This window comes from Pseudomonas sp. A-B-19, assembly GCF_019947515.1.
Taxonomy (GTDB): Bacteria; Pseudomonadota; Gammaproteobacteria; order Pseudomonadales; family Pseudomonadaceae; genus Aquipseudomonas.
In genome coordinates, this window is record NZ_JAGYGN010000047.1 from 1 (window position 1) to 22,797 (window position 22,797).

At 58.7% G+C, this 22,797-nt stretch carries 20 protein-coding genes and 1 pseudogene; 12 read left to right on the forward strand and 9 right to left on the reverse strand.

Translation table 11 applies throughout. The features are described from left to right. A partial coding sequence (locus tag KGA81_RS29125) for an ammonium transporter (RefSeq protein WP_223551011.1) occupies positions 1–1,030 on the reverse strand: 1,030 nt, incomplete at its 3' end. Between the two features lie 328 nt (positions 1,031–1,358). On the opposite strand from KGA81_RS29125, the gene KGA81_RS29130 reads away from it, so the two are divergent. The 7 genes and pseudogenes from KGA81_RS29130 (at position 1,359) to KGA81_RS29160 (ending at position 9,016) form a co-directional block, all read left to right on the forward strand. After that, a complete protein-coding gene (locus tag KGA81_RS29130; RefSeq protein WP_223551013.1) occupies positions 1,359–1,673 on the forward strand; it encodes a YqjD family protein in 315 nt (104 codons plus the stop codon). Position 1,674: 1 nt separating this feature from the next. Continuing rightward, a complete protein-coding gene (locus tag KGA81_RS29135) occupies positions 1,675–2,064 on the forward strand; it encodes a phage holin family protein (protein WP_223551015.1) in 390 nt (129 codons plus the stop codon). Beyond that, complete coding sequence (locus tag KGA81_RS29140; RefSeq protein ID WP_223551018.1) at positions 2,061–2,405, forward strand: hypothetical protein; 345 nt, start codon at positions 2,061–2,063, stop codon at positions 2,403–2,405. The genes KGA81_RS29135 and KGA81_RS29140 overlap by 4 nt, the downstream gene beginning before the upstream one ends. A 184-nt stretch (positions 2,406–2,589) precedes the next feature. Continuing rightward, entirely contained in the window at positions 2,590–3,918 is a 1,329-nt protein-coding gene (locus KGA81_RS29145; protein ID WP_223551020.1) for a deoxyguanosinetriphosphate triphosphohydrolase, read from the forward strand. Positions 3,919–4,099: 181 nt separating this feature from the next. Beyond that, positions 4,100–4,486, forward strand: a pseudogene (locus KGA81_RS29150) (response regulator); the annotation flags it as partial. A gap of 253 nt (positions 4,487–4,739) precedes the next feature. Beyond that, entirely contained in the window at positions 4,740–5,366 is a 627-nt protein-coding gene (locus KGA81_RS29155; RefSeq protein ID WP_008002663.1) for a response regulator transcription factor, read from the forward strand. 8 nt (positions 5,367–5,374) lie between these two features. After that, positions 5,375–9,016: a transporter substrate-binding domain-containing protein gene (locus tag KGA81_RS29160; protein ID WP_223551022.1), complete on the forward strand. Its 3,642-nt coding sequence runs from the start codon at positions 5,375–5,377 to the stop codon at positions 9,014–9,016. Between the two features lie 86 nt (positions 9,017–9,102). Here the strand turns inward: KGA81_RS29160 and KGA81_RS29165 are convergent, their stop codons facing one another. Both KGA81_RS29165 and KGA81_RS29170 read right to left on the reverse strand, forming a co-directional pair. Next, complete coding sequence (locus KGA81_RS29165) at positions 9,103–9,585, reverse strand: GAF domain-containing protein (RefSeq protein ID WP_223551024.1); 483 nt, start codon at positions 9,583–9,585, stop codon at positions 9,103–9,105. After that, complete coding sequence (locus KGA81_RS29170) at positions 9,582–10,472, reverse strand: ATP-binding protein (RefSeq protein WP_223551026.1); 891 nt, start codon at positions 10,470–10,472, stop codon at positions 9,582–9,584. Before KGA81_RS29170 ends, KGA81_RS29165 begins: the two co-directional genes overlap by 4 nt. Positions 10,473–10,637: 165 nt before the next feature. On the opposite strand from KGA81_RS29170, the gene KGA81_RS29175 reads away from it, so the two are divergent. Then, the gene (locus KGA81_RS29175; protein WP_223551054.1) at positions 10,638–12,959 is read left to right on the forward strand and encodes a response regulator; all 2,322 of its coding nucleotides are present in this window, start codon (positions 10,638–10,640) and stop codon (positions 12,957–12,959) included. On the opposite strand, the gene KGA81_RS29180 is transcribed toward KGA81_RS29175, so the two are convergent. From KGA81_RS29180 to msrB, 3 genes are all read right to left on the reverse strand, one after another. Further along, the gene (locus KGA81_RS29180) at positions 12,943–13,404 is read right to left on the reverse strand and encodes a MarR family winged helix-turn-helix transcriptional regulator (RefSeq protein ID WP_223551029.1); all 462 of its coding nucleotides are present in this window, start codon (positions 13,402–13,404) and stop codon (positions 12,943–12,945) included. The two genes, KGA81_RS29175 and KGA81_RS29180, sit on opposite strands and share 17 nt — an antisense overlap. Beyond that, positions 13,401–13,886 carry a glutathione peroxidase gene (locus KGA81_RS29185; RefSeq protein ID WP_056727098.1) on the reverse strand — a complete coding sequence of 162 codons (486 nt, stop codon included), beginning with the start codon at positions 13,884–13,886 and terminating at the stop codon, positions 13,401–13,403. Before KGA81_RS29185 ends, KGA81_RS29180 begins: the two co-directional genes overlap by 4 nt. A 194-nt stretch (positions 13,887–14,080) precedes the next feature. Beyond that, positions 14,081–14,476, reverse strand: coding sequence for a peptide-methionine (R)-S-oxide reductase MsrB (msrB, locus tag KGA81_RS29190; protein ID WP_223551032.1), 396 nt, complete (start codon positions 14,474–14,476; stop codon positions 14,081–14,083). 226 nt (positions 14,477–14,702) lie between these two features. On the opposite strand from msrB, the gene KGA81_RS29195 reads away from it, so the two are divergent. Both KGA81_RS29195 and htpX read left to right on the forward strand, forming a co-directional pair. Continuing rightward, complete coding sequence (locus tag KGA81_RS29195) at positions 14,703–15,914, forward strand: pyridoxal phosphate-dependent aminotransferase (RefSeq protein WP_223551034.1); 1,212 nt, start codon at positions 14,703–14,705, stop codon at positions 15,912–15,914. A 315-nt stretch (positions 15,915–16,229) separates the two neighbouring features. Continuing rightward, entirely contained in the window at positions 16,230–17,120 is an 891-nt protein-coding gene (gene htpX / locus KGA81_RS29200; protein ID WP_007973520.1) for a protease HtpX, read from the forward strand. Between the two features lie 184 nt (positions 17,121–17,304). Here htpX and KGA81_RS29205 read toward each other — a convergent pair whose 3' ends face one another. Beyond that, positions 17,305–17,961 carry a thiopurine S-methyltransferase gene (locus KGA81_RS29205; protein ID WP_223551036.1) on the reverse strand — a complete coding sequence of 219 codons (657 nt, stop codon included), beginning with the start codon at positions 17,959–17,961 and terminating at the stop codon, positions 17,305–17,307. A gap of 102 nt (positions 17,962–18,063) precedes the next feature. Between KGA81_RS29205 and KGA81_RS29210 the strand changes: the two genes are divergently transcribed. Then, the gene (locus KGA81_RS29210) at positions 18,064–18,831 is read left to right on the forward strand and encodes a DODA-type extradiol aromatic ring-opening family dioxygenase (RefSeq protein ID WP_223551038.1); all 768 of its coding nucleotides are present in this window, start codon (positions 18,064–18,066) and stop codon (positions 18,829–18,831) included. 90 nt (positions 18,832–18,921) lie between these two features. Here KGA81_RS29210 and KGA81_RS29215 read toward each other — a convergent pair whose 3' ends face one another. After that, positions 18,922–20,595 carry a DEAD/DEAH box helicase gene (locus KGA81_RS29215; RefSeq protein ID WP_034150150.1) on the reverse strand — a complete coding sequence of 558 codons (1,674 nt, stop codon included), beginning with the start codon at positions 20,593–20,595 and terminating at the stop codon, positions 18,922–18,924. A 423-nt stretch (positions 20,596–21,018) separates the two neighbouring features. On the opposite strand from KGA81_RS29215, the gene KGA81_RS29220 reads away from it, so the two are divergent. Then, entirely contained in the window at positions 21,019–21,810 is a 792-nt protein-coding gene (locus KGA81_RS29220; RefSeq protein ID WP_223551039.1) for a crotonase/enoyl-CoA hydratase family protein, read from the forward strand. Between the two features lie 115 nt (positions 21,811–21,925). On the opposite strand, the gene KGA81_RS29225 is transcribed toward KGA81_RS29220, so the two are convergent. Beyond that, the gene (locus KGA81_RS29225; RefSeq protein WP_223551041.1) at positions 21,926–22,681 is read right to left on the reverse strand and encodes a spermidine synthase; all 756 of its coding nucleotides are present in this window, start codon (positions 22,679–22,681) and stop codon (positions 21,926–21,928) included. Between the last annotated feature and the right edge of the window lie 116 nt (positions 22,682–22,797).

A 22,797-nucleotide genomic window follows, 5' to 3' on the forward strand; every position in this document is an offset into this window, starting at 1 on the left:
CACCCAGCCCGCCCAAGGCGCTCTGGCCGAAAATGCCGCAGGCAATGCCGCCCCACACGCCGCACAAGCCATGCAACGGCCACACACCCAATACATCGTCGATGCGCCATTTGCCTTGAGCCGCGGTAAAGCACCAGACAAACAGAGCCCCCGCGATGCCGCCTGTGACCAGCGCCCCCACAGGATGCATCAGGTCGGAACCGGCACAGATTGCCACGAGCCCCGCCAACGGACCGTTATGCAGAAAACCAGGGTCGTTGCGCCCGACAATCAACGCCGCCACCGTACCGCCCACCATGGCCATCAGCGAGTTCACCGCCACCAGTCCGCTGACGCCTTGCAGGGTTTGCGCGCTCATGACGTTGAAGCCGAACCAGCCAACGATCAGGATCCACGAGCCCAACGCCAGAAACGGGATGCTCGATGGCGCGAACGCCACCAGGCGACCTTCGCGATAGCGGCCATTACGTGGCCCGAGCAACAGCACCGCCGCCAGTGCCAGCCAACCGCCCATGGCATGCACCACCACCGAGCCTGCGAAATCATGGAAACCGGCGCCAAAGCGTTCGAGCAACCAGGCTTGCAAGCCCAGGTTGCCGTTCCAGACCACGCCTTCGAAGAACGGATAGATGAACGCGACAATCAACGCGGTTGCACACAATTGCGGGACAAACCGGGCGCGCTCGGCGATCCCTCCGGAAATGATCGCCGGGATCGCCGCGGCAAAGGTCAGCAGGAAGAAAAACTTCACCAGTCCATAGCCATGGTCGGCATTGAGCACGGCCGCTGGCTGCATGAATGTCACGCCATAGGAAACCCAATAGCCTATAAAGAAATAGGCCAGAGTCGAAACGGCGAAGTCACTGAGGATTTTCGACAACGCATTGACCTGGTTTTTCTGTCGCACGGTTCCGACTTCAAGAAAGGCAAAACCGGCGTGCATGGCCAGAACCATGACCGCACCGATCAGAATGAACAGCGTGTTGGAGCTATGGACCAGGGTGTCCACAGCGCTTTGCAGGTTTTCCATGGGATGGGCAGACCTTATGGCAGAAAAAAGCACCAAAGCGGTTCGCGATGACTGTCCATGCACCAAGTTGCGGCTTCGAAGCATCAGCGCACTGATCTCGCTGAACCACTTTGGCGCACGGACGTCCTCCAGGAAAAACGCGCCCCGGACGTTTACGCGAGTTTTTGATTGTTGGTCCTACGGTTTTACTGAAATCATGCCCGGCCATAGCGCAATGGTGCAGACCGGCGCACCAACACATAGCAAAAGCTGTACCAGTCATTTGTACTGAACCTTCGCCGAAGGCTCATACTCGAACACATCAGAAAGCCACTTATGGAGATTCCCCATGGCCCGCACCCAGGCAAAGACTGCTCAAGAAATCCTGATGAACGACTTTCAGACACTGGTCAGTGACACCGAACGGTTGCTGGAGCACACCGCGACCCTGGCCGGCGATCAGGCCGACGAATTGCGCGAGCAGATTCATGACAGTCTCTTGCGCGCCCGTGAAACCCTGAAACTGTCCGAAGAGGCCCTGCGCGAACGCGGCAAGGCAGCTGTCACCGCCACTGAAGACTATGTCCAGGCCAACCCTTGGCAATCCGTCGGAATCGCGGCCGGCGTGGGGTTCCTGATCGGCCTGCTGGCGAGCCGGCGCTGATATGTCGATCGGTGAATCCGGCCCGTCCGGAACGGGAGCCAGCTCCTCATCGCGGCGCCTGGGTGCTGCCTTCCTTGGGTTGCTGCACAGCCATGTCGAACTGTTCGGCATCGAATTGCAGGAACAAAAAGCCCGCACCGTCAGCCTGTTGCTGTTTGCCGGCCTGGCCCTGGTATTTGCATTGCTGCTGTTGGTGGGGCTGTCGACGCTGGTGCTTATCGTGTTCTGGGACACCAATCGCCTGACTGCCATCAGCGGGCTCTGCGTGTTCTACACCCTCGCCGCCCTCTTCTGTGGAATGCGCTTGAGAGCGGCGATTTTCGATGAGTCCTCGCCCTTCCACGGCACGCTGCAAGAGCTGGCCAACGATCGGGAGCGCCTGCTGCCATGAGCCTGCCTGAATTGCCACACAACAGCTCACGCACGGAAATGCGCAAGGCCCTGATCCGCTTGCGCATGGAAATGCATCGTCAGGAAATCCGCCACGAATCCGCGCAACTGCTGCAACCGTTGCACCGGGTGCGCGGGATCACACAAAACCTGCAGGACGGTTTTGGTATCAAGCACGCACCACTCTGGGGCGTGGCCGCCGTCACCTTGCTGGGTTTTCTGACCGGCAAGGGTGCAAAAAACGGTGGCGGCCTCAGCAGCCTGACCCGGCTGGTCCGGCTCGGTGCCACAATGGCGCCGCTGATCAAGCTGATCATGCAGGGCTCTTCACGCAAAGACTGATCAGTTTCGTCCTGGCTGCATGCTTGCCACGATGACGGGATGCGCCCCTCTATCGAGAGGCGCAATCCCGTGCGCCTACCCGGTTACTCATCGATATCGACGTCACCGGATTCCAGTTCCGCTTGCAGGTCATGGCGTGAAACGGGAAGCTAGACGATCAGTCACCCGACGGAGAGACCCCGCCTTGGATTGGCACACTCTGCTTACCCGCGAACGCCTCGGAAAACCTCTGCACAGCCCTGAAGAGCTCGGCCGCAGCCCTTTTCACAAAGACCACGACCGGATCATTTTCTCGGGGGCTTTCCGCCGCCTCGGGCGCAAGACCCAGGTCCATCCGGTGTCCAGCAATGATCACATTCATACGCGCCTGACCCACTCGCTGGAAGTCAGTTGCGTGGGTCGCTCACTGGGCATGCGGGTCGGCGAAACCATCCGCAATGCCCTGCCTGACTGGTGTGAACCCAGCGATCTGGGGATGGTGGTGCAATCGGCTTGCCTGGCACACGACATCGGCAATCCGCCTTTCGGCCATTCCGGTGAAGACGCGATCCGGCACTGGTTCCAGCAAGCCGCCGGCCGTGGCTGGCTGGATGCAATGAGTGAAGCCGAGCGCAATGACTTCCTGAACTTCGAAGGCAATGCCCAGGGTTTTCGGGTACTCACTCAACTGGAGTATCACCAGTTCGACGGCGGCACCCGACTGACCTATGCAACGCTGGGCACGTATCTGAAGTATCCATGGACGGCCAGGCACGCCGATTCGCTGGGCTACAAGAAACACAAGTTCGGCTGTTATCAGAGCGAGCTGCCGCTACTCGAGCAGATCGCCCATAAACTCGGCCTGCCACAACTGGAAGAGCAACGCTGGGCGCGACATCCTCTGGTGTACCTGATGGAGGCTGCCGACGACATCTGCTATGCACTGATCGACCTGGAAGACGGCCTGGAAATGGACTTGCTGGATTACGCCGAAGTCGAGTCCCTGCTGCTGGGCCTGGTGGGCGATGACTTGCCTGAGACCTACCGCCAGCTCGGTCCCGGCGATTCGCGTCGACGCAAACTGGCGATCCTGCGCGGTAAAGCCATCGAGCACTTGACCAATGCCGCGGCCCGGGCGTTTGTCGAGCAACAGGATGCGCTGTTGGCCGGTACGCTTTGCGGCGACCTGGTGGAACATATGCACGGTCCCGCCAAGCGTTGTGTGCTGAATGCCAAGGACATGGCCCGCAAGAAAATTTTCCAGGACAAGCGCAAGACTTTGCACGAGATCGGCGCCTACACCACACTGGAAATCCTGCTCAACGCCTTTTGCGGCGCAGCGCTGGAGCAACACAACGGACGTACGCCGTCGTTCAAGAGCCGTCGTATCCTTGATCTGCTGGGCAACAATGCACCAGACCCTCACGGCCCATTGCACACGTCGTTTTTGCGCATGATTGACTTCATCGCCGGCATGACCGACAGCTATGCCAGTGAAATGGCCTTGGAAATGACCGGCCGTGCCAGCCGCTGAGGTGTATCGATGATTGATCAGCCATTACGGCATTCGTTATGGCTGATCTCCCCCTCAACAGCCAACAGCACTCAAGTTTCGTCGAATCGCCCTACAGCACCTGTCGTGCAAACTGATCGCTTGTCTGCCACTCTCGCGAAACAATCGCCCTCCCTTCTGTTCGACAGATGAAGTGCGCCCCATGGCCGAAGACGATCTACGCATCCTCGTGGTGGAAGACCATCCCTTCCAACTAATTGCCACTCAGTACCTGCTGGAAAGTTATGGCTTCACCCGCCTGACTACCTCCGATAGCGCCAAAAGCGCCATGCAGCAAATGCTCGGGGCCGACCAAGCGTTCGACATTCTTTTATGCGATCAATGCCTGCCCGATCTGACGGGACTCGATCTGGTCCGGTTCGCCAGCCAGCGAGGGCTGATCAGACAGGCGATCATTCTGAGTAGCCTGACAATGTCTGAATTGGATGAGCTTGTAAAAACGGCCACTGATTACGGGCTGCCATTATTGGGATACTTGATAAAACCATTGAAACAATCTGAATTTAGAGACTTGTTGACCAAAGCACCACTACAGAAAAAAGAAACATATAAAATCCGAAAAACACACAGCGCAAAACTTACAAACAACTTCCTTCCAAGGTGCACCAAAGCGTTGGACTTTCTTAGCCGTCCTAACAAGAAACCTAGTTAATACGTAGTCCTATTCCTTTTAATCTGTAGGATTTCTCCTATATTGCTGCTACAGCTCGGTCAGTTCATGCGACCCTTCAAGTATCTGAGCTAAGGTGCGCGCTTTATTTGAGCTCGCATGGGACTTGATTATGAACTCCGTTTTTATTGTCGACGATCACCCGGTTATCCGCCTTGCCGTTCGAATGCTGCTGGAACATGAAGGTTACAAAGTTGTCGGCGAAACTGACAATGGGGTCGACGCCATGCAGATGGTTCGCGAATGCATGCCGGACCTGGTCATTCTCGACATCAGCATTCCAAAACTGGATGGCCTGGAAGTGCTATCCCGATTCAACGCAATGAGTACCCCGCTTAAAACACTGGTACTGACCGCGCAATGCCCGACACTTTTCGGCATTCGTTGCATGCAATCCGGTGCCTCGGGCTATGTCTGCAAACAAGAGGACATCAGTGAACTGGTCAGCGCCATAAAAGCGGTATTTGCGGGTTACAACTATTTTCCGAGCGAGGCCTTGAACCCCGTCCGCGGAGATGAAACTCGCTGCATCGAACTGGAACTGTTCAAATCCGTAAACGACCGTGAGCTGATGGTCTTGCAACTTTTTGCCCAAGGTCGCACAAACAAGGAAATCGCCAAGGGGATGTTTCTGAGCAACAAGACCGTGAGCACCTACAAAAAACGCCTCATGCAGAAGCTCAAAGCCAAATCCCTGGTTGAACTAATCGAGATGGCTAAACGAAACGCGCTAGTGTGAGACCCTCGATGCCCAGCCGTTTGAAGGTTTATCTGATACTGGTGACTGCAGGTCTGTGCCTGAGCACCTCGTTGTTCGGCGCACCGAACAGTGAACGCTACACGCTGCTCAGCCGTTCGAAGGCCGGAGCGATGGAGGTTCAACTGGATGAATCCCAACGGCAATGGATAAAGCAAAAACATCAACTGACGCTCGGGACCTCGGCTCCGGACTACCCCCCTTTCGACCTGACCACCAGTGGGCAGGACTATGAAGGATTTACCGCCGATTACGCGGGTCTTCTGGGGAAAATAACCGGTTTGCCCGTCACGGTTCGGCGTTTCGATTCCCGAGGGGCCGCGATCGCTGCACTGGAAAGCGGTGAAGTCGATCTGCTAGGCACCGCCAATGGATTCGAAGCCGGCAATGCCGACATTGCACTGTCGATACCCTATGCCGTCGACCAACCCGTATTGGTGACCCGCGAAGGGGAAACCCGATCCCTCACCGATGGCCTGGCCGGATTGCGCCTGAGCATGGTGTATCACTACTTGCCGCTGACGGAAGTCAGGGCGTTGTACCCGAAGGCAATCATCACGTCCTATCCCTCCTACCAGAATGCAATCAACGCCGTTGCTTTCGATCAGGCGGACGTGTTTCTCGGTGACACCATTTCAACTCACTACATGATCAACAAGGGATACCTGAACAACATCCGCATGGCCAACTTCGGCAAACATGAAGCCTTTGGCTTCAGCTTCGCCGTTAACAGGAACAACCCCGACCTGCTCGGCATCATCAACGCGATGATCGCGGCCATCCCCTCCAGTGAACGAGAAAACATCGCCAAACGCTGGAGCGCCGGTAGCGACATTCTGCTGACCGATCAAAAGTTGCAACTCACTGACCGGGAAGAACGCTGGCTGGCACGCCACCCGATAGTGCGCGTCGTCGTCAACGAAGCCTTTGCGCCACTGACGTTTTTCGATAGCAACGGCAACTTTCGCGGGGTCACCGCAGATTTGCTTGAGCTGATCAGGCTGCGCACCGGCTTGCGCTTTGACATCCAGCGCAGTCGGAGCAATGACGAGATGATCAAACAGATCAAGGACAACAAGGCCGACGTGATTGCCGCGTTGCTTCCCAGCGCGCAACGTCAGACCCAACTGAACTTTACCCGACCCTTTCTGGAAAATTCCTACGTCCTGCTGACCCGCAAAGCCGCCGACAGCCCGACCAACCTCTTGCAACTGCAGGACAAGCGCCTGGCCATTGCCCGCGGCAATCCACTCATGGATTACCTGCGCAAAGAGTTTCCCCGGATCAAGTTGATCGAAGCCCCGGACACCTTCAGCGCCGTAGAGTTGCTCGCCGAAGGCCAGGCCGAAGGCGCGGTGAACTCACTGATCATTGCCAATTACTTCATTTCGTCGCGACTGTTCGAGCACACACTGCAAATCAGCACCACCATCGGCACCGAGCAGGCGGCGTTTTCCCTTGCCACCGCTCGGGGCGCCAAAGAGCTGAACGCGATTCTCGACAAGGCGTTACTCAGCATCTCGCCGGAAGAGCTGGGCATCATCAACAGCCGTTGGCGCGGCTATTCGGCGTCTTCGCAAAACACCTGGCGCAACTATCAACGACTGTTCTATCAGATCGTCATCGGTGCCGGCTTGCTGTTGCTGATTTCCATTGCGTGGAACGACTACATGCGGCGCCAGATCAAGCAACGCAAGGCCGCCGAGCGTGCGTTGAACGATCAGTTCGAGTTCATGCGATCGCTGGTCAATGGCACGCCCCATCCGATCTACGTACGTGATCGCCAGGGGCTACTGCAAAGTTGCAACGACAGTTACCTGCAAGCGTTCAGCGCCAGACGTGAAGATGTCATCGGCAAAAGTGTCATGCAGGGATCGATGAGCAATGTATTCGAAGCCCGGGAGTACCAGGCTGACTACCAACGCGTAGTGGCCGAGGGCAGACCTTTGATCGTCGATCGCGAGCTGCATATTGGTAGCCGGCGGCTGACGATCTATCACTGGATTCTGCCCTATCGGGATTCCAGCGCAAAAGTGCAAGGCATTATCGGTGGCTGGATCGATATCAGCGAACGGCGGCAACTGTTCGATGATCTGCGTTGCGCGAAAGAACGCGCCGATAACGCCAACCGGGCCAAAAGCACGTTTCTGGCCACGATGAGCCATGAGATCCGCACACCGATGAATGCAATCATCGGCATGCTTGAACTGACACTCAAGCGTCTTGATCATCGGCACCCGGAGCGTGCGTCCATCGATGTCGCGTACAACTCGGCGAAAGGGTTGCTGGAGCTGATTGGCGACATTCTGGACATCGCCAGAATCGAATCGGGGCGCTTGAGCCTGAGCCCGGAGCGCGTTAGTCCGGGTGAACTCGTAGCCTCGGTCGTGCGGATTTTCGATGGCCTGGCCCGACAGAAGAAGCTCGAGCTGGTACTGGAGTTTCCATCGGCCAACCCGACCTTCGATGTGTTGCTGGACCCTTTGCGCTTCAAGCAGGTGCTGTCCAACCTGATCAGCAATGCCATCAAGTTTACCGAGCAAGGTCAGGTCCGGGTCATTGTCGATCTGCAGCCGGCAACGCAATCCGGGCGCGTGCAGATGCAGGTGCAGGTTCACGACAGTGGTATCGGGATCAGCGAACAGGATCAACAGCACCTGTTCGAACCCTTCGCCCAGGCCGACAACGCCATGCAATCGGCCAGGGGGGGCGCCGGGCTGGGGCTGGTGATCAGCCGCAACCTCTGCGAGATGATGGGCGGCAGTCTGCAATTGCGCAGCGAGCCGGGCGTCGGTACTCAAGTGGAAGTCTTGCTGCTGCTGGAAACGTTGCCGCTGCAACAGTCAGCCCAGGTGGCCGAAACGCAAATCATCGTCGCCACAACCCCCTTGAGTGTGCTGGTCGTCGACGATCACTCGGCCAATCGCTTGCTCACGTGCCAGCAACTGGAGTTTCTTGGACATCGATTTACCGTCGCGGCCAATGGCCAGGAGGGACTGGATGTATGGAAAGACCAGCCGTTTGATCTGGTAATCGCCGATTGCAACATGCCGGTCATGAACGGTTACGAGCTGGCCCGCGCCATTCGCCTGCATGAAGGACAACATCATCGTCCTCCCTGCACTATTCTCGGCTTTACCGCCAACGCCCAACCGGAAGAAATACAACGCTGCAAACAGGCGGGAATGGACGACTGCCTGTTCAAACCCCTCAGCCTCGGTGCCTTGAGTCAGTGGGTAGAAGGCATTGAGCCCACCCCGGCAGCCCCGGCGTTCAACCTGCACGGGTTGAAACTGCTGACCGGGGGTAACCCGATGTTGAACCGGCGATTGCTGAACGAGTTAGTGAGCAGCAACCGCCAGGATCTGCAAACGCTGTTGTCGCTTTCAAGCTGCGCAGATAAGCAGGCGCTGCAGGACATTGCCCACAAAGTCAAAGGCGCAGCCCGGATAGTGCAGGCATCCCGCCTGGTCGACCGCTGCGAGGCACTTGAAGCAGCCTGCCATGAGGATTTCGATCGCGAAAAAGTGGCTGCATGCTGCAAATCCATGGAGTGCGCCATGCTTGAGCTGGAAGACGCGTTACTACGTCAGATCGAGCACTACGACGAAGGCAAAGTGACAGGGCCTTGACGATGCCTGGCCCCTCGGCAGTACGTTGACCGTCATGGAGAAAACCGGCGTCAGGCCTGCTGCTCAAGGCAGGCCCGGGGTCTTGATCAGCAGTCGGTCAGGCGCAGGAAAATCGCCGCCAGCTGTTCGATTCCTGCCTGGTCCTGTGCAGTGAAACGCGCCAGTTTCGGACTGTCGAGATCGAGCACGCCGATCAATCGGCCGTCCTTGACCAGCGGCACCACCAGCTCGCTGTTCGAGGCGCTGTCACAGGCAATGTGACCGGGAAACGCGTGCACATCTTCGACCAATTGAGTCTGCAGGGTGGCTGCTGCTGCCCCGCATACGCCGCGACCGAACGGAATCCGCACGCAAGCGATCTGCCCCTGAAACGGCCCCAGCACCAGTTCTTCATTACGGTTGAGGTAGAAACCGGCCCAGTTCAAGTCATCGAGCTGGTTGAACAGAAACGCCGAGAACTGCGCGGCATTGGCGATGAAATCCCGCTCGTCCGCCAGCAAGGACTCCAGTTGCGCATGCAGCATGCCGTAACCTTCGAGGCCCTGGCCGCTCTTTTGTAAATCGATCATGCCTTGTGCTCCAACAGTTTCAGCCCGACCCAGTAACGGGCAAATTGATAAGCGCAACGTCCATTGCGATTGCCTCTGCCTGTGGCCCAACGGACTGCCAGAACGTCCAGCTCTTCGCTGCGCTGCCACACCAGTCCGGCCTTGCCGGCCAACTGGCCGATCCAGTGCTCGACAACGTCGAGGAAGTGTTCCTGGGTAAACGGATAGAACGACAACCACAAACCGAAGCGGTCCGACAGCGCGATCTTGTCTTCCACCGCTTCGCTTGGATGCAGTTCGCCGTCGACCCGTTTCCAGTTTTCGTTGTCGCTTTCCTTTTCCGGCACCAGGTGGCGGCGGTTGGACGTGGCGTACAGCAAAACGTTGTCCGGCGCCTGTTCCAGCGAGCCATCGAGGACGCTCTTGAGCACCCGGTAATCACCCTCGCCCGACTCGAACGAGAGATCATCGCAAAACAGCACGAAACGCTGGGGCAGTTTGGCGATCTGTTCGACCACTCGCGGCAGGTCTGCCAGGTGATCACGTTCAATCTCGATCAAGCGCAAACCGGCCTGTGCGTGTTCGGCCAACAGGGCGCGCACCAGCGACGACTTACCGGTGCCGCGCGAGCCCCAGAGCAAGGCGTGGTTGGCCGGCATGCCGTCGAGGAACTGTTGGGTATTGCGCCCAAGCTGCTCGACTTGCCGGTCGACGCCGATCAGGTCCGACAAACGCGTGTCGAGGCTGACCTGAAGCGGCATCAGATAACCGCCGCGCGACTCACGATGCCAGCGCGCGGCCAGGCATTGCGTCCAGTCGATGGCTGACCGCGGTGCCGGCAGCAACGGCTCGATACGGGCCAGAACGGCATCGGCGCGTTCAAGAAAAGCATTCAATCGGGAATCCACGACTTCTCCTCGGGCACGTTCACAGTAATGATGGTGATACAGCGACGAAACACAGCGTCACACAAGTGGCTGCCCCCGCGGTACAGGCCTCACGAGAACATCAATAGGCAGGCATGATCGACTATGCTTGAGCAGCGAAAGGAAACGGAAGTGGTTCCCCCCCTCATGGACATCAAATTCACCAACCGGCTGTCGTTCAAGCAAGCCCGGCTTACCGTACTGGTCGGTTTCATTCTGGGCACGCTGCTCAGCCTGCTGCAAATAGGCATCGATTATGCCAGTGAAGATGCTTCCATCAATCGTGAAATCCTTTCATTACTGGAAATCAGCCACAACCCGGCCTCGCGAATTGCCTACAACATCGACGCCGAACTCGCCAAGGAACTGACCCTGGGCCTGCTGCGCTCGCCAGCGATCACTAGCGTGAAACTGACCGACAACAACGGCACCGTGCTGGCCAACGTCAAGCGACCCGGTGTGGAAAACGGCTACCGGATGCTCAGTGACTTCCTGTTCGGCGCCAACCGACAGTTCGAAGACCGTCTTTACCTGGATCATCTACCCAACGAATCCCTGGGTACACTGCGGCTGAACGTCGACACTTACGCCTTCGGCAACCGATTCCTGCGCCGGGCAGAAGTGACCCTGCTCAACGGCTTCGCCCGCAGCCTGCTGCTGTCCGGCATCTTGCTGGCGCTGTTTTATGTAATGCTGACCAAACCCCTGGTGCGGGTCATCCGTGAGCTCAGCGGCCGCGACCCAAGCAGTACCGAGTCGACCTCACTGGAATGTCCTGTCGGGCACGCCGACGATGAGATCGGCGTGTTGGTCAAGGTTGCCAACCAGCAATTCAATAACATCGCCACTGAAATCCAGCAGCGGCGCAATGCGGAAAACCGCCTGACCGAGTATCTCGGCCAACTGGAAAATATCGTCTCGGCCCGCACTGCCGAACTCAACGCGATCAATGCCCGGCTGAGCCAATCCAACCTGGAACTGGACGCCGCTCGCAGCACAGCACTGGACATGGCCGAGGCCCGCTCGGTATTTCTGGCCAACATGAGCCATGAAATCCGCACGCCCCTCAATGGCTTGCTCGGGATGATCGCGCTGTCCCTCGACGGGCCGCTGACTGCCGAACAACAGCAACAGCTGTCCATCGCCCATGACTCGGGCAAAGTGCTGGTGGAATTGCTCAACGATATTCTCGACTTGTCTAAGTTCGATGCCGGCCAACTCGAACTCGAACACATCCCCTTCGACCTCGGCTCGCTGATCGAAGACACTGCCAACCTGTTATCGCAGAACGCCGCCCCCAGCGTCGAGCTGACCTGCCTGATCGATCCGCATTTCCCGACACTCGTGCTCGGCGACCCGACCCGGGTGCGGCAGATCGTCAGTAATCTACTGTCCAATGCCCTCAAGTTCACCCGTTTCGGGCGTGTCGACGTGCGCCTGTCGACGTTCGGGGACGGCGTCAGAATCGAAGTGTGTGACACCGGCATCGGCATCCCACAGGATGCCCAGGTGAAAATTTTCCAGCCTTTCACTCAGGCCGGTGCCGGTATTACCCGCCAATTTGGCGGCACCGGGCTGGGCCTGGCGCTGACCTACAACCTTTGCGAAGCCATGCAAGGGCGCCTGACGATCAACTCCGAACCAGGTTTTGGCAGCCAGTTCTGTGCGGACTTGCCATTGCCCAGCCATACCCGTGCAATGCCTGCTGTTTCGCTCAAGGGCAAGGTCATCGCCATCACGGCCGCCAGCAGTGGGCTGGGCGAACTGCTCAACAGCCTGTTGCCTGGCTGGGGACTGGACTACGAACGGCGCTCCATGGATGACCCACTGCTTGGCGTGACGGCCGATGTGCTCATCACCGATTGCCCCGAGTGCCTGTTCAATTTGCGCCCCACCCTCAGCGCGCCGATCCTGCTGGTTACCGCTTATGGCAATTTCATGCCCAGCGGAGAGGTCAACGCCCTCGCCCCCTTGCAACAGCAGGCCCGCCCCCTGGCACGCAATACGCTGCAACAGTTGTTGCGGCGAATCCTGCAACCGCAAACCCAGCCGATCAACAATGTCCCACTCGACGCCCAAAGCCCACAGCGCCGCGGGCGCGTGCTGCTGGTGGAAGATAACCCGGTCAACCAACTGGTGGCCAAGGGCATGCTCGGCAAACTCGGCTGCGAGGTGACCACCGCGGCCCATGGTGGCGAAGCACTGGATCAACTCGAACAACGGGAGTTCGATCTGGTGCTGATGGACTGCAACATGCCGGTGATGGACGGCTATGAGGCCAGCCGGCAAATCCGCCGCAGCGGCCGCTGGCCCCAACTGCCCATCGTCGCCCTGACGGCCAACGCCATGTCGGAAGAGCGCGAACGCTGTCGTGCCGCGGGCATGAGTGACTACCTGGCCAAACCCTTCCGGCGCGAAGAACTGGCCACCCTGCTGGACTTGTGGATTCCCGCTACGACAGCGCCTTGATCTGTCCCAACAAATGATCGAGGCCATCGCGCAAATCGTTGAGACGGTTCAGATCGACCCCGCTGTCGCACAACAGGCGGGCCTTGAGTGGCCCGACCTGATCGCGCAGGGCCTTGCCGGCTGGCGACAGGCTCAGATGCACTTCACGCTCATCGCGCGCCGAACGCTGACGCTGCACCAGTTGCAGTTGTTCGAGGCGCTTGAGTAACGGCGTCAGCGTGCCGGAATCCAGGGCCAGACGCTCGCCCAGCGCCTTGACGGTCGGCTGCTCCGGGGGCGCTTGCTGCCACTCCCACAGCACCAGCATCGCCAGGTACTGAGGGTAAGTCAGGCCCAACTGATCGAGCATTGGCTTGTAGGCGCGAATGACCGCCCGAGAAGCCGCGTACAGCTTGAAACACAGTTGGCTGTCGAGCTTCAGGGAATCGACTGACAAGGTATTCATTTGAGCAGGGCTTCGATCTCGCGGGTCAGGTCCTGCGGCTTGGTCGCCGGAGCGAAGCGCTTGACCAATTGCCCGTCCTTGCCGATCAGGAACTTGGTGAAGTTCCACTTGATGCCCTGGGAACCCAGCACACCCGGTGCGCGCTTTTTCAATTGCACGAACAGCGGATGGGCGTCGGCACCGTTTACGTCGATCTTTTTGAACAACGGGAAGCTGACACCGAAGTTCAGCTCACAGAATTCAGAGATCGCCCCTTCGTTGCCCGGCTCTTGCTTGCCGAACTGGTTGCAGGGAAAACCGAGCACCACCAGGCCCTGGTCCTTGTAGGTCTGCCACAGCTCTTCCAGGCCTTTGTACTGCGGAGTGAAACCGCATTTGCTGGCTGTGTTGACCACCAGCACGGCCTTGCCGGCGAAATCCGCCAGGGTCTTTTGCTCACCCTTGATGGTGGTGCAAGGGATGCTCAGCAGGTTGTCGCTCATGTTTGAGGGTCCGAGTGAATGGAAGAAATAACAAAATAGCGAGCAATTGAATTGTGTGCAATTTAATTAATCGATCTCCCCTCATACAGATTTCCTGTAGGAGCTGGCTTGCCAGCGAAGGGGCCCTTTCCCTTTAATACATCGCCGTACTTGAGGGCCTCTTCGCTGGCAAGCCAGCTCCTACGGGGCTCGCATTACGAGCGGGGTACCAGGTCCAGGCACACCGAGTTGATGCAATAGCGCAGACCGGTCGGCGGCGGACCGTCAGGGAATACATGCCCCAGGTGCGCGTCGCATTTGGCGCAGACCACTTCGGTGCGGATCATGCCGTGGCTGACATCACGGATTTCGGTCATGGCGCTGTCGCCAATCGGCGCATAGAAGCTCGGCCAGCCGCAGCCGGAATCGAACTTGGTCGTGGAGTCGAACAGTGGCTCTTTGCAGCAGATGCAGTGGTAGATACCGTCGGTCCTGGTGGCGTTGTATTTGCCGGAAAACGGTCGTTCGGTGCCTTTGAGGCGGCACACGTTGTACTGCTCTGGATCGAGCATCGCTCTCCATTCTTCCAGGGTTTTTTCCAACTTTTCCATCATCACACCTCAGCGGCTGAAAAAGCCCGATCTGTACCTTTTCCACGGATCGGGCGGCACGTATGATTGCGCCTCGTCAAACGCCAGTCTGGCAGCCAGTCCACGCGCATTCAAACGGAAATATGGGTGCTGCATCTCAAGGCGTCAGGCCTGTGTGAATACGCAGGATTCCCAGCACGGTTGTCCAAACGCCGTCTGGATCGTTCATTTTCGGGAACACATCGCCATGCAGGTCAGCAAATCGAACAAGCTCGCCAACGTCTGCTACGACATTCGCGGCCCGGTGCTCAAGCACGCCAAGCGCCTGGAAGAGGAAGGTCATCGCATCCTCAAGCTGAACATCGGCAACCCGGCACCTTTTGGTTTCGAAGCACCGGATGAAATCCTCCAGGACGTGATCCGCAACCTGCCGACCGCCCAAGGCTATAGCGACTCCAAGGGTCTGTTCAGTGCGCGCAAGGCCGTGATGCAGTACTACCAGCAAAAGCAGGTGGAAGGCGTCGGCATTGAAGACATTTACCTGGGCAACGGCGTTTCCGAACTGATCGTGATGGCGATGCAGGCCCTGCTCAACAACGGCGACGAAGTGCTGGTGCCGGCGCCGGACTATCCGCTGTGGACCGCAGCCGTGAGCCTGTCCGGCGGCAGTCCGGTGCATTACCTGTGCGACGAGCAAGCCAACTGGTGGCCGGACCTGGCCGATATCAAGGCCAAGATCACCCCGAACACCAAGGCCCTGGTAATCATCAACCCGAACAACCCGACCGGCGCGGTGTATTCGAAGGAAGTGCTGCTGGGCATGCTGGAACTGGCCCGCCAGCACAATCTGGTGGTGTTCTCCGACGAGATCTACGACAAGATCCTCTACGACGATGCCGTGCACATCTGCACCGCCTCCCTGGCGCCGGACCTGCTGTGCATGACCTTCAACGGCCTTTCCAAGTCCTATCGCGTGGCCGGTTTCCGTTCCGGCTGGATCGTCATTTCCGGTCCGAAGCACCACGCCCAGAGCTACATCGAAGGCATCGACATGCTGGCGAACATGCGCCTGTGCGCCAACGTGCCGAGCCAGCATGCGATCCAGACCGCCCTGGGTGGCTATCAGAGTATCAATGACCTGGTGCTGCCCCAGGGCCGTTTGCTGGAGCAACGCAATCGCACCTGGGAGTTGCTCAACGACATTCCGGGCGTGAGCTGCGTCAAGCCGATGGGCGCGCTATATGCGTTCCCGCGGATCGACCCCAAGGTCTGCCCGATCCATAACGACGAAAAGTTCGTCCTCGACCTGCTGCTTTCCGAAAAGCTGCTGATCGTTCAAGGCACCGCATTCAACTGGCCATGGCCGGACCACTTCCGCGTCGTGACCCTGCCCCGTGTCGATGAGCTGGAAATGGCCATCGGACGCATCGGCGGCTTCCTCAAGTCCTACCGCCAGTAAGCGATCCGTCACCGTGCAGCCTTCCCGCAGGTCGCACGGTGATTCATCCGGCAACATTTGTTTGCATTGCGCCACTGGCAGTCGCTTTGTCACTGCCGGACAGCGCCTTACCTGCTCGCGCCCAACAAAGGCGGGGCCTTCGACACGAATTGACTGACAAACACTTCCCGCAGACTTGTCGGAAATGCCCTGCAAGCAGCTAGACTGTTGCCGTAGGACACAGTTTGAAATAGTCACCCGGTTGAATACCCCGATGCAGCACCTTATATACCCCGCAGTACGCTACATCTTTAGCATGAGGAGATTTCTACAACCATGATGCGCATCCTGCTGTTCTTGGCCACTAACCTGGCGGTCGTGCTGATTGCCAGCATCACCCTGAGCCTTTTCGGCTTCAACGGGTTCATGGCGGCCAATGGGGTTGACCTCAACCTCAATCAGCTGCTGATTTTCTGTGCGGTCTTTGGTTTCGCAGGTTCCTTGTTCTCGCTGTTCATCTCCAAGTGGATGGCGAAGATGAGCACCAGCACCCAGATCATCACCCAGCCACGCACCCGTCACGAACAATGGCTGCTGCAAACCGTCGAGCAACTGTCCCGCGAAGCCGGGATCAAGATGCCCGAAGTCGGTATCTTCCCGGCCTACGAGGCGAACGCCTTCGCCACCGGCTGGAACAAGAACGACGCATTGGTCGCGGTCAGCCAGGGTTTGCTCGAGCGCTTCTCGCCGGATGAAGTGAAAGCCGTCCTGGCCCACGAAATCGGTCACGTGGCCAATGGCGACATGGTTACCCTGGCGTTGATCCAGGGCGTGGTGAACACCTTCGTGATGTTCTTCGCACGGATCATCGGCAATTTCGTCGACAAGGTGATCTTCAAGAACGAAGAAGGCCAGGGCATTGCCTACTACGTGGCGACCATCTTCGCCGAACTGGTCCTGGGTATCCTGGCCAGCGCCATCGTCATGTGGTTCTCGCGCAAGCGTGAATTCCGTGCCGATGAAGCCGGTGCAAACCTGGCCGGCACCGCCGCGATGATTGGCGCCTTGCAACGCCTGCGGGCGGAGCAAGGGCTGCCGGTGCACATGCCCGACACCCTGAACGCCTTTGGCATCAACGGTGGCATCAAGCAAGGGTTCGCTCGCATGTTCATGAGCCACCCGCCGCTGGAAGAGCGTATCGACGCTCTGGCTCGTCGTCGGGGCTAAGAGACCTCACAGCAAAAATGAAAAGGCCCGCAGCGATGCGGGCCTTTTCATTTTTGCTTGATTATTGGGGTGCCTTGAGGACCTCATCGCGAGCAAGCTCGCTCCCACAGGGGTTCCGTGAACGACGCAGGCCCCTTGTGGGAGCGAGCTTGCTCGCGATGAGGCCAGCAAAAACAATACATCTCTACCGGCTGGAAACCCGATACACCCGCTCCTCCAGCCGCGTGACACCTGCCTCCAGAAACTTCCCGCCCTCACTCAGCACATCCTGATCTTCCAGGATCTTCAGCGCCCACGAGTCCCCGAACAATCGCTGCACCTCTTCATCGAGTACGGCAAACGGCGGGCCGGGCATTTGCGCCTGGTCATAGTCCAGGGTAATCAGCAAGCCAAGGGATTCCCTCGGTAGAATCCGCTTCAAATGGGCGGCATAGCGCTCTCGCATTTGCGCCGGCAATGCGATCAACGCTGCGCGATCATAAAGCGCGGAGCAATCGGCCACATCGCCTGCCGTGAGCTCGAAGAAATCGCCGCACCACAGCTCAATGGATCCCGCCCGATAAACCTTGAACGGCCCCTGCTCGCTGATGGCCGGATCAAAGCCATGCTCGCCGAAAAACTCCTCGACGGCTTTTTCCGACAATTCGACTCCCAAGACCTCATGGCCTTGATGGGCGAGCCATAGCAAATCCAGGCTTTTCCCACATAACGGCACCAACACGCGCGCGCCCTCTTCCAGGCTTAACGCTGGCCAGAACCGCTTCAGATGAGGGTTCACTTGCGGCAGGTGAAAGCCGATCTGATTCGACGCCCACTTCTTGTGCCAAAACTCCGGCTGCATAAATAACCCCGAAAATTCGATCAAAACACCCTAAAACTTATATTAGATTTAGATTAATGATCTGACTGAAGATGTTGCATCTTAACTCTCAGGAGCTCATTCATGTTCCCCAGCCTGTACATATCCCACGGCTCCCCCATGCTCGCTCTGGAACCCGGCGCCAGCGGGCCGGCGCTCGCCCGCCTGGCCGCCGAAATACCGAAGCCCAAGGCCATCGTGATTGTTTCCGCGCACTGGGAAAGCCATGAACTGCTGGTCAGCGGCAATCCACAACCGGAAACCTGGCATGATTTCGGTGGTTTCCCCAAAGCCCTGTTCGAAGTCCAGTACCCGGCTCCCGGCGACCCGCGACTCGCCGCAGAGGTTGCCGGGTTATTGAAAACCGCTGGCTTTGCTGTCCGTATCGACGGCAGTCGGCCTTTCGACCATGGCGTCTGGGTGCCTTTATCGCTGATGTACCCGCAGGCAGACATCCCGATTGTCCAGGTTTCGCTACCCACCCGTGGCGGCCCCGCCCTGCAGACCCGTGTTGGCCACGCGCTGGCCAGCCTGCGTGAGCAAGGCGTCCTGCTGATCGGCTCCGGCAGCATCACTCACAACCTGCGGGAACTGGACTGGCACGCCGGTCCCGAAAGCGTTGAGCCCTGGGCCCAGGCGTTTCGTGACTGGATGATCGAGAAACTCGCCGCGAACGATGAAGCCGCGCTGCACGACTATCGTGCGCAGGCACCGAATGCCGAGCGCAGCCATCCCAGCGACGAACACTTGTTGCCGCTGTACTTTGCCCGCGCTGCAGGAGGACCGTTCAGCGTTGCCCACCAAGGGTTCACCATGGGGACATTGGGCATGGACATCTACCGATTCGGCTAGCCAATAAGGCTGCGATCTTTTTTACAGGCATAAAAAATCCCCGAACCAGTCGGGGATTTTTCATGTTCGATCAATCAGCCCGAGAGCGGATCAATCTTCGCGGTAGCGACGCAGCTTCAACTGCTTGCCGGCAACGCGAGTGTCCTTCAGCTTGGTCAGCAACTTCTCAAGACCATCTTCCGGCAGCTCGACGAGGCTGAAGCTGTCACGCACCTGGATGCGACCGATCGCTTCACGTGCCAGACCACCTTCGTTGAGGATGGCGCCCAGCAGGTTCTTGGCGGCGATACCGTCACGCGCGCCCAGCGCGGTACGGCAACGTGCACGGCCTTCGCCCAGTGGCATCGGAGCACGACGCTCGCGGTCACCACGCTCAGGACGATCACCGGAACGCTCTGGACGATCGCCACGCGGTGCGTTGTTCGGCACCAGTGGACGCTCTTTCTCGATAGCGGCCAGGTTCAGCGCTTGACCGTTGGTAGCCTTGCGCAGCAGGGCTGCGGCCAAGGCACGCGGGCTGCAACCGATGTCGGCAGTCAGGCGATCGAGCAGATCACCGTGAGTCGATTCGGCTTCGGCCACCAGCGGCGACAGGCTGTTGGTCAGTTTCTTGATGCGCGCATCCAGAACGGCTTGAGCATCCGGCAGGCGAACTTCAGCAACCTTTTGACCGGTTACACGCTCGATCACTTGCAGCATGCGGCGCTCACGCGGAGTCACCAGCAGCAGTGCACGACCTTCGCGACCGGCACGGCCGGTACGGCCGATACGGTGAACGTAGGATTCCGGATCGTACGGCATGTCAACGTTGAACACGTGAGTGATGCGCGGAACGTCCAGGCCACGAGCAGCGACGTCGGTCGCCACAACGATGTCCAGACGACCATCCTTGAGGGAGTCGATCACGCGCTCGCGCTGGTTCTGGGCGATGTCACCGTTCAGCGCAGCGGCTTTGTAGCCTTTGGCTTCCAGGGCACTGGCCAGATCCAGGGTCGCTTGCTTGGTGCGCACGAACATGATCAGGGCGTCGAAATCTTCCACTTCCAGCAAGCTGAGAACGGCCGAAGTCTTCTGGTCAGCGTGAACCAGCAGGTGAGCCTGCTCGATCGCGGTAACGGTCTGGGTCTTGGTCTGGATCTTCACGTGTTGCGGATCGCGCAGGTGGCGTTCGGCAATGGCACGGATCGACTGCGGCAAGGTAGCCGAGAACAATACGGTCTGACGGGTTGCAGGCAGAGCCTTGAAGATAACTTCCAGGTCGTCCATGAAACCCAGCTTGAGCATTTCGTCGGCTTCGTCGAGAACCAGGTGGTTCACGGTCGCCAGTACTTTTTCGTCGCGACGCAGGTGGTCGCACAGACGGCCCGGAGTGGCGACAACGATCTGTGCGCCATTACGGATTGCTTTCAGCTGTGGGCCCATCGGCGCGCCGCCGTAGACAGCCACAACAGTTACACCCGGCATTTGCTTGGCGTAGGTTTCGAAAGCGGTTGCAACTTGTAGCGCCAACTCACGAGTTGGGGCCAGGATCAGGGCTTGCGGTTCGCGCTTTGCAGGATCGATGCGATGCAGGATCGGCAGGGCGAACGCAGCGGTTTTACCCGTACCGGTTTGCGCCTGACCAATCATGTCGTGACCGGCCATGATGATCGGGATCGATTGCTGCTGAATAGCCGATGGTTCTTCGTAGCCAGTCGCGGTGACGGCTGCAAGAATATTCGGATTAAGATTAAAAGCGGCGAAGCCGCCGGTTTCCTGGGTCATGGGTCTGCCTCTAAGTGCATCCGCAAAGACCCATGCTCCAAAGCTGCGCGTGCCGTGTTGAGACTCAAGAGTCGCCCTGGCAGCTTTGTCGGCGGGGATTTGCGAAAACGAATGAATGAAAAGAATCGTCAAGGGAGAGTCCGCAGTACGGACGTGCAGCCGAAGCTGACTTCGGGGAATTGCTCTACCTAAACGCGGCCCGGCTAAAGGCCGGCGCGCACTATACCGGAATTTGCCCAAAAAGGGAGATTTTTTTATCGGAAATCCACCGGATACGCCGTTGTGTCACAGGCTTTGCGAATAATCGGTCAGCCGTCTACTTTTCAAAGGCCCGGCCTTGCGGGTGATGGCGCTAAAACGGTTCACCCTATGCCGTGCAGACCGCAGGTCCCCGCACGCCCTTCCCACCCCGAGGATCGCTCCATGAATCAGCCCAGCTCCAGTCGAGTCAGCCGCGAACGGCATGGCCACGTGTTCCTGATCGGTCTGGATCGGGTGGCCAAGCGCAACGCCTTCGATCTCGACCTGCTCAACGCATTGAGCCTGGCCTATGGCGAATTCGAGGCCGACAACGAGGCACGCGTGGCGGTGGTGTTCGCTCATGGCGAGCACTTTACCGCCGGCCTCGACCTGATCAATGCCAGTGTCACACTCGCAGAAGGCTGGCAGGTACCCGCTGGCGGCTGTGATCCGTGGGGGGTGTTCGTCGGCCCCAGGGTCAGCAAACCGGTGATCGTCGCCGCTCAGGGCTACTGCCTGACCATCGGCATCGAATTGATGCTGGCCGCCGACATCAACCTGTGTGCCAGCAACACCCGGTTCGCGCAGATGGAAGTGCAACGCGGGCTCTTCCCGTTCGGCGGCGCCACCCTGCGTCTGCAGCAGGTCTCCGGCTGGGGCAATGCCATGCGCTGGTTATTGACCGGTGATGAATTCGACGCCCGTGATGCCTTGCACCTGGGATTGGTGCAGGAAGTCATGGCCAGTGAAGACTTGCTGCCCCGGGCGATCGAACTGGCCGAACGGATCGCACGCCAGGCACCGCTTGGGGTGCAAGCGACGCTGATGTCTGCGCGACAGGCCCGGTATGAAGGGGAAATCGCGGCGGCACAGGCGTTGCCGCTGCTGGTCAAGAAGTTAATGGCCAGCGAGGATGTAAAAGAAGGTGTGCGGTCGATGGTGGAGCGGCGGCCTGGAGTCTTCAAAGGGATTTAGCTTTTGCAGTGGCTTTGAAGGCCCCTTCGCGGGCAAGCCCGCTCCTACAGGGATTTGCGCAAAACCTGTAGGAGCGGGCTTGCCCGCGAAGGGGCCCGTCCAGACAATCAATTGATCAGGTCGCCGGACGAATGCACTTGATCAACGAATCCAGCGAATACCCCAACCGTGGCCCCAGCGCTTCGGCGCGGGCGATCAGGCCGTCCATGTCCAGTTCCTGATCCAGCTCCGACGGCACGATCAGAATCACGTTGCCCTCCTTCACCGGCAGCTCCCAGTAATGTCGGTGGTACAAACCGCGCAACAAGGCGGCGCCCAAGGGTTTGCCGTCGTCGGTAGCCCATTGATTGATGATCAGCCAGCCACCCGGATTCAATCGCTTCTGGCAGTTTTCCAGAAAGCTCCAGGCCAGATGCCCGACACCCGGACCGACATCGGTATAAAGGTCGACGAAAATCAGGTCGGCCGACTCAGCCGTGTCGAGCAGTTCCAGGGCATCGCCAACGCGAATGTACAGGCGCGGATCGTCGTCCAGCCCCAGGTATTCAATGGCCAGACGCGGTACGTCCGGGCGCAGCTCGATGGCCTCGACATCTTCCAGCGGCAGGAACTTGAGGCAGGCCTGAGTCAGCGTACCGGCGCCGAGACCGAGAAACAGCGCACTTTCCGGTTGCTCGTGGCACAACGCGCCGATCAGCATCGCCCGGGTGTAGTCGTACTCGAGCCAGCTCGGATCGGCCGTGAATACGCAGCTTTGCTCGATGGCATCACCGAACTCGAGAAAACGGTAATCGGCCACTTCCAGCACACGAATCACGCCGAACTCGTCCTGTACCTCGGCGAGCAGATGCTCGACGCGCTCCTCAGTCATTTCATCTCCTGATCGTCACCGGGGCCGGTAACGCAATAACACCGCGAATAGAGAGCGGCAAAGGCGAGATTGTCGGCGAAGCGACGGGAACAGGTCACGCACTAATTTGCTGATAA

What these genes read in the sequence shown, in the direction of transcription:
- KGA81_RS29215 (WP_034150150.1), bottom strand. Translation starts at nt 20,595, where the DNA reads ATGACCCAGGAAACCGGCGGCTTCGCCGCTTTTAATCTTAATCCGAAT.
- KGA81_RS29135 (WP_223551015.1), top strand. Translation starts at nt 1,675, where the DNA reads ATGTCGATCGGTGAATCCGGCCCGTCCGGAACGGGAGCCAGCTCCTCA.
- KGA81_RS29175 (WP_223551054.1), top strand. Translation starts at nt 10,638, where the DNA reads ATGGACATCAAATTCACCAACCGGCTGTCGTTCAAGCAAGCCCGGCTT.
- KGA81_RS29210 (WP_223551038.1), top strand. Translation starts at nt 18,064, where the DNA reads ATGTTCCCCAGCCTGTACATATCCCACGGCTCCCCCATGCTCGCTCTG.
- KGA81_RS29195 (WP_223551034.1), top strand. Translation starts at nt 14,703, where the DNA reads ATGCAGGTCAGCAAATCGAACAAGCTCGCCAACGTCTGCTACGACATT.
- KGA81_RS29185 (WP_056727098.1), bottom strand. Translation starts at nt 13,886, where the DNA reads ATGAGCGACAACCTGCTGAGCATCCCTTGCACCACCATCAAGGGTGAG.
- KGA81_RS29155 (WP_008002663.1), top strand. Translation starts at nt 4,740, where the DNA reads ATGAACTCCGTTTTTATTGTCGACGATCACCCGGTTATCCGCCTTGCC.
- KGA81_RS29205 (WP_223551036.1), bottom strand. Translation starts at nt 17,961, where the DNA reads ATGCAGCCGGAGTTTTGGCACAAGAAGTGGGCGTCGAATCAGATCGGC.
- KGA81_RS29165 (WP_223551024.1), bottom strand. Translation starts at nt 9,585, where the DNA reads ATGATCGATTTACAAAAGAGCGGCCAGGGCCTCGAAGGTTACGGCATG.
- KGA81_RS29130 (WP_223551013.1), top strand. Translation starts at nt 1,359, where the DNA reads ATGGCCCGCACCCAGGCAAAGACTGCTCAAGAAATCCTGATGAACGAC.
- htpX (WP_007973520.1), top strand. Translation starts at nt 16,230, where the DNA reads ATGATGCGCATCCTGCTGTTCTTGGCCACTAACCTGGCGGTCGTGCTG.
- KGA81_RS29140 (WP_223551018.1), top strand. Translation starts at nt 2,061, where the DNA reads ATGAGCCTGCCTGAATTGCCACACAACAGCTCACGCACGGAAATGCGC.
- KGA81_RS29225 (WP_223551041.1), bottom strand. Translation starts at nt 22,681, where the DNA reads ATGACTGAGGAGCGCGTCGAGCATCTGCTCGCCGAGGTACAGGACGAG.
- msrB (WP_223551032.1), bottom strand. Translation starts at nt 14,476, where the DNA reads ATGGAAAAGTTGGAAAAAACCCTGGAAGAATGGAGAGCGATGCTCGAT.
- KGA81_RS29180 (WP_223551029.1), bottom strand. Translation starts at nt 13,404, where the DNA reads ATGAATACCTTGTCAGTCGATTCCCTGAAGCTCGACAGCCAACTGTGT.
- KGA81_RS29220 (WP_223551039.1), top strand. Translation starts at nt 21,019, where the DNA reads ATGAATCAGCCCAGCTCCAGTCGAGTCAGCCGCGAACGGCATGGCCAC.
- KGA81_RS29160 (WP_223551022.1), top strand. Translation starts at nt 5,375, where the DNA reads ATGCCCAGCCGTTTGAAGGTTTATCTGATACTGGTGACTGCAGGTCTG.